Below are 15,045 nucleotides of genomic sequence, written 5' to 3' on the forward strand. Positions count from 1 at the left end.
TTTGCATGACAATTTATCACCCCGGCCTTTTTGGTAACCTATTTGCATTGCTATTTTTATAAATTTATAAAATGAGTCGCAAGGAAGCTTTTAAATTTGATTCGGGCGTTGTTCTATACCCCTTTTTATTCGGACTGACTATCTGGTTGGTGTACTGGTTCGAACTGCGTTTTGGTTTCGATTTTACAAGCTTCGGTGTTTATCCCAGAACTTTAAGCGGCTTAAAAGGGGTTGTATTCAGTCCTTTTATTCACAGTTCTATAGAGCATTTGTACAATAACACTTTTCCGTTATTAATACTCTCTATGGCTCTGTTCTATTTTTACAGCAATGTGAGCTGGAAAGTGATCCTCTACGGGATGCTGAGCTCCGGAATACTTACCTGGATCATCGGGAGAGAGGCCTATCATATTGGGGCCAGCGGTATTATATACATGCTTAGCAGCTTTATTTTCTTCAGGGGTATATTTGCCGGTTATTACCGCCTGGTGGCCGTATCGCTGATCGTGGTCTTTCTCTACGGCAGCCTGGTGTGGTACGTTTTTCCGGTAGATAGTTCCATCTCCTGGGAAGGGCACCTGGCCGGGTTCCTGACAGGTTTTGTTTTTTCCTTCTTCTTTAAGGAAAAGCTTCCGGTTAAGAGGAAGTACCAATGGGAAACAGAAGGTTTTAAGGAAGAACAGGACCCATTCCTGAAACATTTTGACGAGGACGGGAATTTTGTCCCTACCAGCGAACTGGAAAGACGGATGAGGGAGGAAGAAGAAGATCAGACTCCTTAGATCCTTTGTCTCAACGCCTCGTATAGAAAAGCTCCGCAGGCAACAGAAACATTAAGAGAACCTATTTTTCCTTTCATGGGAAGCTTTGCCATTTCATCTGCAATTTTTAATACGGAAGCTGAAATACCTTTGTCTTCAGCCCCCATAACCACGGCTACGGGTTCTTTAAAGGAAACATCATAAATAGTATTTTCTGTTTTTTCGGTGGCTGCAATCACTTTTACTCCCGAAGACTGTAAATAATAAATAGCGTCTTTTATGTGATCTACTTTACAAATCGGAACGTTAAAGACAGCTCCTGCCGAGGTCTTTACGGTATCTGCGGTAACCGGGGCTCCGCCTTTTTTCTGAATAATGATCCCGTTTACACCGGTACATTCGGCAGTTCTGATAATAGCACCAAAGTTCCTGGCATCAGAAAGCTGGTCCAGCAGAAGGAACAAAGGAGTTTTACCCGATTCCATAACTTCCATGACCAGGTTGTCCATATCGTAAAAGTCTACCGGGGAAATATTGGCAATAACCCCCTGGTGATTTTTTCTGGTAAGGCGATTGAGTTTCTCTGCCGGAACAAAAGAACTGCTTATATGATGGGTTTGAATAAGGTGATTGAGTTCGGAGAATAGATTTCCCTTCAGGCCTCTTTGAATAAAGATCTTATCTATGGTCTTTCCGGCCTGAATAGCTTCAATAACAGCCCTGATCCCAAATATTTGTGTATTTCCTTCCATGGGGGCAAAGGTAAATAAATGTAGATGTTAGGCAATAAAAAAAGCCCTGACATTATATGGCAGGACTTATGTAAACCAGAATCATAATTAATGTACCTGTTTCATCGGTTGTAATTTATCGATTCGGAAGGAGGGGATGGGAGTGTGAGGGTAACTGCGTATCTGAAAGGAGATCTGAAGAAAGATCCTCCGGTAACCGTACTGTTGGCATTTCCCGAACTGAACGTCCGTCCGTCTGTTAATACAAGTTCAAAACGGAAAATAAACTGATCTCCCTCAACAAACTCACCCTCCTTTAATTTAGTGGCTTCGATAGCTTCTTTTAGGCTAACGGAAACATCCAGTAAAGGGAGCCCGTTTTCACTGAGACCGAAACTGGAGGTAGTAAAAGTGTCCATGAAAAACTCTTCCACCTCAAGATCTTTTTCAGTTTCAGACTTATCTGAAAAACTGATATAGAGATTAACTTCAGAAAGAAGAGTTCCATCCTCATGATCAGATTCTTCCAGTTGAACCCTGAAAACACTGGAAGTGTCCTCCAGGTTATAGGTTTTAGTGGCGTTTATGGTCCTGAGAATAGCCCCTCTGGTTATCCCGTCAAAAACATCGTCGATAACCTTTTCGCTTTCGCATCCGTTAAAAACAGTTAGAAAGGAAAGTAATAGTAAACTATGAATTGATTTTCTCATGATTAATATTTTTTAATTAGCGATCGGGAATCCGGTCTCAGGGTTGGTATCCCAGAATACTCTATCCGTTACTCCGCTCTTTTGAGTTACATTAGAATTGTTATTCGCGAGGTTTCCGGGATAGAAGTGCGATCTGATGAACGCTCCCGGATTGGGTTCAAGGTTTGGCTGCAGATCAAAAGGTGCTCCAACTCTTCTGTAGAAGTTGTAAGCATCGATTCCGTTACCGAATAGCGTTACAAAGAACTCATTGGCGAGAATATTCCATTTCCCGTTAGTATCGGCAGCGTCGAACAACTCTCCAACTTCGGCCATATAATCGGCATCATCACTTGGCGGAGCTGAAGTAGAAAGGTCTGCACTTGTATCCAGAGTTCCAAAGCTTCTTACTTTAGTAAAGGACTTGGCAATTCCTGCCAGCATAAATGTTCTTGCGTCAACTGTGTTTTCAGCTACCATCGCTAATTCTGCACGGATAAAATCGATGGTCGAGCTCAGGAAGACGGGAGTAATACCTGCTCCTCCGCCTCCAATTCCCTGATCAACTTCCTCAAAAGTATTATCGTCAAAACGACCTCCGAAAGGATATACACCCCATACGGTTCTGAGTAGTCCGTCCGGTGGAATACCGTCATCGTCTCCGTGATCTCTCCCCCAGTATCCGTTGGGCAGATTGCAGAAATTAAATCCACCTGCCACATAATGTGGTGGCGGTGATTCTACACTACAGCTTAAACGTTGCTGATTAGGGCGGGCACCTGCTGCTCCGGGGGTGGTTGCATTCTGACGGTAGAAATAATATCTGATCCTCGGATCCATTTCTTCAAAAGTTGCCGAAGCGTTCCCTACTTTATCAGACATCATATAGTTCATTAGACCGTTAGACATATATTCAGCGGCACCTGTGTTGATGTAACTCGCAGTATACTGAGGGGATCTTGTGTTGGGATTGGCCAGATTGGCTCCCCATCGGAATTGAAAATCCTCCGAACTATCGGAAATATAATTGCCTGAATCAATAATGGTGTTGATCTTGCCGGCTGCATCAGGATCTACCAGACGGGTCTGTGCGTATATTTTAATGCGTATGGAGTTAATGGCCTTTATCCAGGCTTCGATATCAATATCACTGTCGGACTTTATTCCGTAAAACAGATCGAACTCCGGCTGAAAAATAGGCTTTGGATCTACATTAAAAGCAGTTTCTGCCTCTGTCAGGAGTCTGAGTGCCGTAGCGTATATTTCCTCCCCTGTATTAAGTGCAGGGTTAAAATTATCGAGCCCCTGAAGTGTTTCCGTATACGGGATATCTCCGAAGAAATCTACCAGGGTTACAATAATAAAAGCTTCCAGTGTACGACCGATCCCTGTATGGTAGTGAAGATCTCCTTCTTCCGCAAGCGGATAAAGACGGTTCAGATCTGAAAGTATCTGCGAATAAGCCATTCTCCATTCATTGTTAAAACTGTCGGCAGAGTAATTCTGATTGTACTGCCTCCCGCTCATATAATGTATCCTGGTAAGTTCGGCTCCGATATCTCCCAGGCCGTTGATGCCTCCAATAAGCCTGGCAAAATCCAACTGAGCTGAATTTAAAAGAAAGTCGGCAGAGACTTCCTCCTGATCCAATAAATTGGGATTTTCTGTGAGATCGAGCTCTGTAGATTCACAGGAGAATAATAAGCCCAATACCAGCATAATTACTTTAGATTTAAAATTGAATATTTTCATTTCTTTTTGATTTTATTTAGAATGTTGCTTTAAGAGACATACCATATTGCCTGGCACTGGGGCCATTCAGGAATTCAAACCCTAAACCGTTACCTACTCCTAATCCCAGCGCATCTGTGTCGAAGTTTGTACTATCCGGCACTCCGAATGACTTGAACCAAAGGTTCTGTCCGCTTAATGTGAGGACAATATTGCCGAAAGGAGTTTTTTCCAGGATCGTTTTAGGAATAGAATAAGCCAGGGAAACTTCACGTAATCTCAGTACACTTCCGTCGTATACCTGAAGTTCTTCAGGGCCGAAGGCTACGTTACCGAAGAAGAAATCGGAGTTGTTGATCTGAATATCATTGGGTGTTCCGTCTTGCTTAACACCCGGAAGAACGAAAGTAGACAGACGATCCACCGTATCTTCTACAAGACCCCTACCGATAAGTGTAGAAACGGTGTTGGAGTAAATATCACCTCCGTGTCTGTACGCCCAGCTCATATTAAAGCTAAACCCTTTGTATGAAAGTGTATTGTTTACATTCAATCTCCAATCCGCATTCGGATCTCCAATCTCAAATAATCCTTGCTCTTCAATGTAGCTACCTGTACTGTTTACTACAAAGTTGTTGTTAGCATCACGCTGAATTCTGGTACCTAACTGCACACCGAAAGGTCTTCCTTCCACTGCATAGTTACCTAATCCACCACCGAAACCGGCAATCTGGATGTTTTCTGCGTCCTGCCCAATATCGTTTACTGTAGACTCATCTGCTGTGAAGTTAGCATTAAGACTCCAGTTGAATCCGTTGTCATTTCTGATGATCTGAGCTGCCAGATCAATCTCTACACCCTGAACCTGAACTTCTCCGATATTTGTGCGGATAGAGGTAAATCCTGTTGAAGGGTCCAGCGGGCGGGAAGTAATAAGATCTGTTGTAGTCTTGTCAAATATGGAAAGATCCAAAGAGACCCTGTTATCCCAAAATCTGGATTCAACACCTATCTCAATCTCGTTAACCCTTTCCGGTTTCAGGTTAGGGTTACCTAATACGCTGGCATTATTTCTGGCGGCCCCGGAAATGGTGGGAACCAAAGTCCCGCCATGAATGAATTCTCTGGTATTGAGGGTTAAACCGTTAAATACCGGAAACCCTCCTGCAAAACCTGCGGAAGTACCGTATCCTGCACGCACCTTTAAGAAGTTTAACCCGTTCTGGCTGGTAAGTTCATCCCATACCGCAGTGGGTATGAAGGAAGCACTTGCAGAAGGGTAGAAGATACTTCTGTTGTCCTGAGCAAAGTTAGATACCCAGTCATTTCTACCTGCAAGGGTTAAGTATGCAAATCCTTTATATCCGAATTCTGCTTGTCCGTATGCTCCGACGATATTCTGGAAAGAGTCGAACTGAACAGGAAGCTGATTCTGGAAATTAAACTGCCTCAATACTCCGAATACCAGCTGTTCTGTGCTGGTTACCCCCTGACGTGAAAGGGTTGTTCTTCTGGAGGTCAGGCCGGCATTAAGAGAGATGTCGAGATCTTCCGTTAAGAGGTAAGCTCCGTTTAACTGTAAAGTGTGATCCCAGATAGTGTTGCTGTTGTCGAAGGTCTGGTAGAAACCATTTACATTACCTTCCGCACCACCTTTGTTCTGGGCATTTTCGTTTCTTTCCACAAAGAAGTCAATTCCCGTTCTCCAGAAAACATTTAAGTTATCTGTGATCTTGTAAGATGCCTGTAAGTTACCGAATACCCTGTTGGTAAATTGGCTGCCGAAGGCGTTGGCTACGGTCCACCTCGGGTTCTGAATATCATTCCCGGCCCTGTAATAAATAGTACCGCCGGTTAACGGATTCTGGAAAGGAAGCCCGGTAAGGTCGATACTTCTCGGGGTAAAGAATACGTGCCCGAAAACCGACGAACCTGTACCAAAGGCTCCGTTACCTGTACTGGCAGCCACGGGAGGGGAGGTGAAATCGGTTCTCGCGTAATTCAGGGTACCGTTAATGGTAAACTCATTGCTTAATTCTGCTTTACCACCAATACCTATTGTATTTCTTCTTAAGGTGTTTCCCGGGGTAAATCCTTCGTTATCCAGATAACCGTAATTGATATTGTAGCTTATCTTTCCATCTGCCGAACTTCCTCTTGCATTGATAGAGGTACTTGTAATAATTCCGGTCCTGAAGAACTCCTCTACATTATCATAAGGCTGATACCTGTATCCTACACCAGCAAATTCGGGGAAGGCAATTCTCCCGCCCGAATTAGTTTGAGTAGGGTGCGTAATTAATGGTACTCCGTCTGTGTCGAAACCTATAAAATTAGATCCGAAGTCATCCGGATCAGTACTGCTAAATGAAGGTCCGAAGTTACTGAAGAAGAACCCGAAAGCCTGGTCAAAACCACCCCCGAATTCATCCTGATAATCAGGAAGGGAAGCAATTTCATTGAAGAAGACCGACTGGCTGAATGTAATTTCAGACTTGGTTGGTGCCCCACCGGAAGCTCCACCTTTGGTAGTGATCAGGATTACCCCGTTTCTACCGGCTGTACCGTAGAGGTTGGCTGCTGCCAGTCCTTTCAGTACGTTAATGCTTTCAATGTTGTTGGGGTCGATGTCAAGGAAACGGCTGGAACCGTTGTTACCATCTACGAAGTTCCCCTGCTCATTGGTGTCGCTACTAAAAGGAACACCATCTACAATAAACAGTGGCTGGTTACTTCCGGAGATGGAAGTATATCCCCTGATAATGATGTTGGTAGCGGAACCGGACACTCCGTTGGTAGCGTTGATCTGTACCCCGGATGCCTGTCCGTTAAGAACACGGGCCACATCTCCCTGGGATTTTTGCTCCAGATCTTCAGAGCCTACCGTACTTACAGCATATCCTAAAGCTTTCTTTTCTCTTTGAATACCCTGGGCGGTAACAACCACTTCTTCAAGTGCCTGGGCATCGTCTTCCATCTGTACATTAATGACATCGGATGCTCCAACTACTCTTTCCACATCCTTTAGTCCCAAATACGAATAATGTAATGTTTGACCAACATTGACGGATATAGTATAGCTCCCGTCAAACCCTGTTTGTGTTCCGCGAGTGGTACCCTTTATCAGGATATTTACCCCGGGAAGCGGTAAACCGTCAGAATCGGTTACCTTACCAGTAATTGTTTTTTGGCTGGTAAAGGACAGATTGATGATCAGCACCAGGAATAGTGCTGAAATTCTTCCAATTTTTGATCTCATTTTTTTTGGATTATAAAGTTTAAACGAAACAACATTGGCGGATAATAGGGGTTGTTTCACCGGATAAATTTCAGGCAAAAAAATGCGTGGATATGATTTATTTCATGTAATGCGAGCCTATTTTCATGAAACTTATATAACTATTTTAAAATCAATTATTTGAGAACGAAATAGTAGTTTTTTGCTTTATGAAATTGAAAGAATAATAGTATAACTATAACGAAATAGTAGGGTGAAATTATGCTTCAATTTAAAGGAAATGGAAAGGTGTTATTTGCCGGAATATGCAATGATGAAGATATGCTTACAGGAGGAAAAGTATACATTAAAAGTTTCTGCTTCTGCTATGGAAGTTTTATAGGGTGGATTGAGCCTTTTTAAATAGAGTTTATAAGACTGTTAAGTGGGGATGGTAAATACCATATAGTAAAAAAGCCCTGGCAATTGCCAGAGCTTTTAATAGACTAAATTATTTATTAAACATTTAATTATCCATTACAGATATTTAAAGTGATCGGTCCGGGTGTTGGGCCAGGGCCGTCTTCAGCCGCGGTCTCACCGGTGGGAGCTGTAATAGTATAAGTGTGCTCGCTTTCAAAGTTACCTGGGGTATATTCGAAAACCAGTGAAGTAGTACCCATAGGAACATTCACTACAAAAGTACCTGCACTTCCACTGTTAATGGTTATATCCTGGCTGGTTCCGTCAATAGTTACAGTTATAAATGCACCATCCCATCCGTCACCAAAACTGTCTTCAAGATCTATAGTATAATCTCCTGGTACCGGAGCAGGTGGAACACATTTGATAGTTACCGTATATCTGAATGGGGATCTGAAGAAAGATCCTCCGGTAACCGTACTGTTAGCATTTCCTGAACTGAATACACGACCGTCTGTCAGTACAACTTCAAATCGGAAGATAAACTGATCTCCACCAAAGAATTCACCATCGCTCAAACCAACAGCAGCAACCGCTTCGGTTAGCGAAATAGAAACATCTATCAATGGAAGTCCGCTATCGCTTATTCCAAGCTCAGAAGCAGCAAAACTATTGAAAAGCTGCTCTGCAACATCACGGTCTGTGCCATCGTCCTGATTGTCTACGAAGCTGATGTAAAGATTTACTTCAGAAAGAAGATCTCCGTTCTCAAGATCGGATTCTTCCAACTGAGCTTCAAAGGCACTGGTGGCATCAAAGATATTATATGAATTATTAGCACTCAGGGTTCTTAAGATCGCACCTCTGCTAATATCATCAAAAACTTCATCAATGGGTTGACTCCCCTCACACCCATAAAAAACTATGGAGAGTGTTGATAAAAGAAATAATTTATGAATTAATTTTCTCATGATTAATATTTTTTAATTAGCGATTGGGAATCCGGTCTCAGGGTTGGTATCCCAGAATACTCTATCCGTTACTCCGCTCTTTTGAGTTACATTAGAATTGTTGTTCGCAAGGTTTCCAGGATAGAAGTGCGATCTGATGAACGCTCCCGGATCCGGCTCAAGGTTTGGCTGCAGATCGAATGGTGCTCCCACTCTTCTGTAGAAGTTGTAAGCATCAATTCCGTTTCCAAACAATGTTACAAAGAACTCTGTAGCCAGGATGTTCCATTTACCGTTGGTATCAGCTGCGTCGAACAACTCTCCAACTTCAGTCATATAATCGGTATCATCACTTAGCGGAGCTGCAGTAGAAAGGTCTGCACCTGAATCCAAAGCTCCAAAGCTTCTTACCTTGGTAAAAGACTTGGCAATTCCTGCCAGCATAAATGTTCTTGCGTCAGCTGTGTTTCCAGCTTCCATCGCTAATTCTGCACGGATGAAATCGATAGTCGAGCTCAGGAAGATAGGTGTAACACCTGCTCCACCTGCGCCGATACCCTGATCAACTTCATCAAAAGTACTGTCGTCAAAACGACCTCCGAAAGGATATACACCCCATACGGTTCTAAGTAGTCCGTCTGGTGGAATACCGTCATCGTCTCCGTGATCTCTACCCCAGTATCCGTTAGCCAGGTTACAGTAGGTAAATCCGCCATCTACATAATGCTGTGGTGGCGACTCAACGCTACACTGAAGTTCCTGCTGGCTAGGCGGTGCTCCGTCTACCCCTGGAGTCATAGCATTCTGACGGTAGAAGTAATATCTGATCCTTGGATCCATTCCTTCAAAAGTTGCTGAAGCGTTTCCTACTTTGTCAGACATCATATAGTCCATCAAACTGTTAGACATATATTCAGCTGCACCTGTATTGATGTAACTCGCAGCATATTGAGGAGATCTTGTATCCGGGTTAGCCAGGTTGGCTCCCCACTGGAACTGGAAATCTTCTGAACTATCGGAAATAAAATCACCTGAAGCGATAATAGTGTTGATAGCGGCAACAGCTCCCGGATCAACCAGTCTTCTCTGGTTAAGGATCTTAATTCTTAAAGAATTGGTCAGAAGTTGCCAGTTATCATAATCGTTGTCATAGAACAGATCGAACTCAGGTTCATCTGAAGTATCTGCAGTAAAAGCTGCATCTGCCTGGTCCAGTAATGCAAGTGCCGCATCGTAAATACTGGCTCCTGAATCTACAGAAGGGTTAAAGTTACCCTCTGCTCCCTGAAGAGCTTCCGTATAAGGAATGTCTCCGAAGAAATCTACTAAAGTTACAATAGTAAAAGCTTCTATAGTCCTACCGATTCCAAGGTGACGCTGCAGGTTGGCTTCTTCGGCCAATCCGTACATTACATTAAGGTCGGCAAGGATTCCTGCGTATGCAGAAGACCATTCGTTATTAAAACTATCGGCAGAGTAGTTTTGGTTATACTGTCTTCCGCCCATATAATGAACTCTGGTTAACTGAGCTCCTATATCCCCAAAACCGTTAATACCTCCAACTAATCTACCAAAATCTTCCTGCACAGCATTTAAGAAGAAGTCAGCAGAAGCCTGTTCCGGGCTCAGTGCATTTGGACTCTCCGTTAAGTCCAACTCGGTTGACTCACATGAGAATAACAATCCCAGTACGAGTACAACTGCTTTAAATTTAAAATTAGATATTTTCATTTTCTTTTGAGATTTTATTTAGAATGTTGCTTTAAGAGACATACCATATTGTCTTGCACTAGGACCGTTCAAGAACTCAAATCCTAATCCATTACCTACTCCTAAACCTAGCGCATCTGTGTCGAAGTTTGTACTATCCGGCACTCCGAATGACTTGAACCAAAGGTTCTGACCACTTACTGTTAAAGTAAGGCTTCCGAAAGGAGTTTTCTCAAGTAGCTTTCTGGGAACAGAATAAGCCAGAGAAACTTCACGTAATCTCAGTACACTTCCGTCATATACCTGAAGTTCTTCAGGACCGAAGGCTACGTTACCGAAGAAGAAATCGGAGTTGTTGATCTGAATATCATTCGGTGTTCCGTCTTGCTTAACACCCGGAAGAACGAAAGTCGATAAACGATCTACAGTGTCTTCTACAAGACCCCTACCGATCAGGGTAGAAACGGTGTTGGAGTAAATATCACCTCCATGTCTGTACGCCCAACTCATATTAAAGCTAAACCCTTTGTATGAAAGTGTATTGTTTACATTCAATCTCCAATCCGCATTCGGATCTCCAATCTCAAATAATCCTTGCTCTTCAATGTAGCTACCTGTACTGTTTACTACAAAGTTGTTGTTAGCATCACGCTGAATTCTGGTACCTAACTGCACACCGAAAGGTCTTCCTTCCACTGCATAGTTACCTAATCCACCACCGAAACCGGCAATCTGGATGTTTTCTGCGTCCTGCCCAATATCGTTTACTGTAGACTCATCTGCTGTGAAGTTAGCATTAAGACTCCAGTTGAATCCGTTGTCATTTCTGATGATCTGAGCTGCCAGATCAATCTCTACACCCTGTACCTGAACTTCTCCAATGTTGGTTTGTGTAGAAGTAAATCCTGTTGAAGGATCCAGCGGACGGGAAGTAATAAGATCTGTAGTGGTCTTATCGAATAATGAGACATCAAGAGAAATTCTGTTGTTAAGGAATCTGGATTCGATACCTACCTCGATCTCGTCAACTCTTTCAGGCTCCAGATTAGGGTTACCTAATACGTTGGAAGCAGAGTTAGAAGGAACGTTGGTTCCACCGCTCTGGAAGTCACGAGGATCTAAGTTTAGTCCGTTAAATACCGGAAATCCTCCGGCAAAACCTGCGGAAGTACCGTATCCTGCACGAACCTTTAAGAAGTTTAACCCGTTCTGGCTGGTAAGCCCGTCCCATACCGCAGTTGGTACGAAAGAAGCACTCGCAGATGGGTAGAAGATACTTCTGTTGTCCTGGGCAAAGTTAGATACCCAGTCATTTCTACCTGCAAGGGTTAAGTATGCAAATCCTTTATATCCGAATTCTGCCTGTCCGTATGCTCCAACAATATTCTGGAAAGAGTCGAACTGAACAGGAGTCTGGTTCTCGAAGTTAAAGTGTCTAAGTACTCCGAATACTACCTGCTGAGTACTTGTAACACCTTGCTGAGAGAATACTGTTCTTCTGGAAGTAACCCCCGCGTTGAAGGAGATATCAAGATCTTCCGTTAGAAGGTAAGCCCCGTTTAACTGTAAAGTGTGATCCCAGATAGTGTTGCTGTTGTCGAAGGTTTGGTAGAAACCATTTACATTACCTTCCGCACCACCTCTGTTCTGAGCGTTTTCGTTTCTTTCTACGAAGAAGTCAATTCCCGTTCTCCAGAAAACATTTAAGTTATCTGTGATCTTGTATGATGCCTGTAAGTTACCGAATACCCTGTTGGTAAACTGGTTACCGAAGGCATTAGCCACGGTCCATCTCGGGTTCTGAATATCGTTACCTGCACGATAGTATGCTGTACTTCCGTCCAGAGGGTTCTGGAAAGGAAGCCCGGTAAGGTCGATACTTCTCGGTGTAAAGAATACGTGCCCGAAAACCGACGAACCTGCACCGAATGCTCCGTTACCCACACTGGCCGCGATAGGAGGAGAAACAAAATCGGTTCTTGCGTAATTCAAGGTACCGTTAATGGTAAACTTATTGCTTAATTCTGCTTTACCACCAATACCTATTGTATTTCTTCTTAAGGTGTTTCCTGGGGTGAACCCTTCGTTATCCAGATAACCGTAATTGGCATTATAACTTATTTTTCCGTCTGCAGAACTTCCTCTTGCGTTGATAGAGGTACTTGTAATAAGTCCTGTTCTGAAGAATTCTTCTACATTATCATAAGGCTGATATCTGTATCCTACACCTGCAAACTCAGGAAATCCAGCTGCTACATTAGAGTTGGTCTGAGTAGGGTGTGTAATTAATGGTACTCCGTCTGTATCGAAACCTACAAAGTTAGTTCCGAAGTCAGCTGGGTTAGTACTGTTAAATGAAGGTCCGAAGTTACTGAAGAAAAATCCGAAAGCCTGGTCAAAACCACCCCCGAATTCATCCTGATAATCAGGAAGGGAAGCGATTTCATTAAAGAAGATCGACTGGCTGAATGTAATTTCAGACTTGGTTGGTGCCCCACCGGAAGCTCCACCTTTGGTAGTGATCAGGATTACCCCGTTCCTACCGGCCGTACCGTAGAGGTTGGCTGCTGCCAGTCCTTTCAGTACGTTAATGCTTTCAATGTTGTTGGGGTCGATGTCAAGGAAACGACTGGAACCGTTGTTACCATCTACGAAGTTTCCTTGCGCGTTGGTGTCACTACTAAAAGGAACACCATCTACAATAAACAGTGGCTGGTTACTTCCTGAGATGGAAGTATATCCCCTGATAATGATGTTGGTAGCGGAACCGGACACTCCGTTGGTAGCGTTGATCTGTACCCCGGATGCCTGTCCGTTAAGAACACGGGCAACATCTCCCTGGGATTTTTGCTCCAGATCTTCAGAGCCTACCGTACTTACAGCATATCCTAAAGCTTTCTTTTCTCTTTGAATACCCTGGGCGGTAACAACCACTTCTTCAAGTGCCTGGGCATCGTCTTCCATCTGTACATTAATGACATCGGATGCTCCAATTACTCTTTCTACATCTTTTTGGCCAACGTACGTAAATAAAAGTACTTGACCTACACTTGCCCGAATGGTATAATTACCATCAAAATCGGACTGGGTACCGTTGGTAGTCCCCTTAACGACGATATTTACTCCGGGAAGCGGCAGACCATCAGAGTCTGTTATCTTACCTGAGATCGCCTTTTCTTGCGCGAAAGATAAGTGCGCAATTAACACCAGTAATAGTGTTAAGAATCCACTAAACTTTGTTCTCATTTTATAAATTATTTGAATTAGCTACCGCCAAAAATCTTAAATTCATGTTAATTATGCAATTTTTTTCTGCAAAAAAACTGGCCCATAGTTATATTTTTCTCAAAAAAAATGCTAAAGTGTTAAAAAAATGATACTATTTCACGGGTTTCTTTAAAAGAAGAAATATTACAAAAAAAGTGTTAAGAAATTTTAACCTCAATGATAACGGAACTTCCTTTGTGAGTGAGCTTGTGAAAATCTGTCGATCTGAAGCCGGGGAAAAAAAATTTGTCTGCAGAAGGCAAAAAAGAAGTGAAAGTTATAGTAAATTAACTTCTTATATATATTATGGTGTAATCGAGTAAAATAATAATGGTTTTACCGTAATTCATGTTTTTTGGATAATTATATTTGCACCGTATTTTTTTAGATGAGAATACCGGCTTTTTTAATGGTGAAAAAAAGCTTTTTTAAATAAGAAATTCCGGGTTTGAGATCTCCTATAATATATATGTATATATAATGGTAAAACCGGAGTGAATTATCTGCAGTAAAATCCGGTTGTAAACCGTGCTGTTCAAAGTGGAGAGAGTTAAAAAAATCAATCAACTTGAAAATTAATCTTTTAACGTTTGAATAGTTTAAAATTATTTCTACCTTTGCCACCCTCTAAAAAGAGGGATTTTTAATTTAAAACAAATTATTGTAATAGTAAATTATGCCAACAATTTCACAATTAGTACGAAAAGGAAGAGCTACAATTACTAAGAAGAGTAAATCGGCTGCTTTGGATTCGTGTCCTCAGAGAAGAGGAGTGTGTACGCGTGTATATACTACTACACCTAAGAAACCTAATTCGGCCATGCGTAAGGTTGCGCGTGTTCGTTTAACAAATGGTAACGAGGTGAACGCATACATTCCAGGAGAAGGACATAACCTCCAAGAGCACTCGATAGTATTAGTAAGAGGCGGAAGGGTAAAAGATTTACCGGGAGTTAGATACCACATCGTTCGTGGTGCTTTGGATACCGCAGGAGTTGCGGGAAGAACACAGCGCAGATCTAAATACGGTGCAAAACGTCCTAAGGGCAAAAAGTAATCTAACAACGTTAATGTAAAGACATGAGAAAAAGACAGGCGAAAAAAAGACCGCTTTTACCGGATCCAAAGTTTAACGACCAATTGGTTACTCGTTTTGTGAATAACCTGATGTGGGATGGTAAGAAGTCGATAGCATTTAAAGTGTTCTACGATGCAATGGATATTGTAGATCAAAAGAAAAACGACGACGAAAAAACTGCTTTAGAACTGTGGAAAGATGCTTTATCTAATGTAATGCCGCACGTAGAGGTGAGAAGCCGACGTGTTGGTGGTGCTACTTTCCAGATTCCTATGCAGATCAGACCAGATAGAAAAGTATCTATGGCTATGAAATGGTTAATTGGTTACGCTCGTAAAAGAAACGAGAAATCAATGGCTCAGAAATTAGCTGCCGAAGTATTAGCTGCTGCCAAAGAAGAAGGTGCTGCAGTTAAGAAAAGAGTTGATACTCACAAAATGGCTGAAGCAAATAAAGCATTCTCTCACTTTAGATTTTAATTTATTGTT

At 42.5% G+C, this 15,045-nt stretch carries 10 protein-coding genes; 3 read left to right on the forward strand and 7 right to left on the reverse strand.

Translation table 11 applies throughout. The annotated features are described in order from the left end of the window. Positions 1–71: 71 nt before the first annotated feature. The gene (locus tag GWK08_RS16980; RefSeq protein ID WP_163608450.1) at positions 72–782 is read left to right on the forward strand and encodes a rhomboid family intramembrane serine protease; all 711 of its coding nucleotides are present in this window, start codon (positions 72–74) and stop codon (positions 780–782) included. Here GWK08_RS16980 and rlmB read toward each other — a convergent pair. From rlmB to GWK08_RS17015, 7 genes are all read right to left on the reverse strand, one after another. Then, complete coding sequence (rlmB, locus tag GWK08_RS16985) at positions 779–1,513, reverse strand: 23S rRNA (guanosine(2251)-2'-O)-methyltransferase RlmB (RefSeq protein WP_163608451.1); 735 nt, start codon at positions 1,511–1,513, stop codon at positions 779–781. The two genes, GWK08_RS16980 and rlmB, sit on opposite strands and share 4 nt — an antisense overlap. Before the next feature lie 101 nt (positions 1,514–1,614). Beyond that, positions 1,615–2,202 (reverse strand): hypothetical protein, encoded by a 588-nt coding sequence (locus GWK08_RS16990; RefSeq protein WP_163608452.1) that lies wholly within the window; start codon positions 2,200–2,202, stop codon positions 1,615–1,617. A 12-nt stretch (positions 2,203–2,214) separates the two neighbouring features. After that, positions 2,215–3,933: a SusD/RagB family nutrient-binding outer membrane lipoprotein gene (locus tag GWK08_RS16995; protein WP_239524949.1), complete on the reverse strand. Its 1,719-nt coding sequence runs from the start codon at positions 3,931–3,933 to the stop codon at positions 2,215–2,217. Between the two features lie 16 nt (positions 3,934–3,949). Next, positions 3,950–7,171 (reverse strand): SusC/RagA family TonB-linked outer membrane protein, encoded by a 3,222-nt coding sequence (locus tag GWK08_RS17000; RefSeq protein ID WP_163608453.1) that lies wholly within the window; start codon positions 7,169–7,171, stop codon positions 3,950–3,952. A 488-nt stretch (positions 7,172–7,659) separates the two neighbouring features. Continuing rightward, positions 7,660–8,523: a hypothetical protein gene (locus GWK08_RS17005; protein ID WP_163608454.1), complete on the reverse strand. Its 864-nt coding sequence runs from the start codon at positions 8,521–8,523 to the stop codon at positions 7,660–7,662. Between the two features lie 12 nt (positions 8,524–8,535). Further along, positions 8,536–10,233, reverse strand: coding sequence for a SusD/RagB family nutrient-binding outer membrane lipoprotein (locus GWK08_RS17010; RefSeq protein ID WP_163608455.1), 1,698 nt, complete (start codon positions 10,231–10,233; stop codon positions 8,536–8,538). An 18-nt stretch (positions 10,234–10,251) separates the two neighbouring features. Continuing rightward, on the reverse strand, positions 10,252–13,458 hold the full coding sequence (locus GWK08_RS17015) for a SusC/RagA family TonB-linked outer membrane protein (RefSeq protein WP_163608456.1): 3,207 nt from the start codon (positions 13,456–13,458) through the stop codon (positions 10,252–10,254). 697 nt (positions 13,459–14,155) lie between these two features. Here GWK08_RS17015 and rpsL point away from each other — a divergent pair. After that, complete coding sequence (gene rpsL, locus GWK08_RS17020; RefSeq protein WP_163608457.1) at positions 14,156–14,536, forward strand: 30S ribosomal protein S12; 381 nt, start codon at positions 14,156–14,158, stop codon at positions 14,534–14,536. Positions 14,537–14,559: 23 nt separating this feature from the next. Continuing rightward, a complete protein-coding gene (rpsG, locus tag GWK08_RS17025) occupies positions 14,560–15,036 on the forward strand; it encodes a 30S ribosomal protein S7 (RefSeq protein WP_163608458.1) in 477 nt (158 codons plus the stop codon). Positions 15,037–15,045 lie beyond the last annotated feature (9 nt).

Origin of the sequence: Leptobacterium flavescens, from assembly GCF_010671605.1 — a bacterium.
GTDB lineage: Bacteria > Bacteroidota > Bacteroidia > Flavobacteriales > Flavobacteriaceae > Leptobacterium > Leptobacterium flavescens.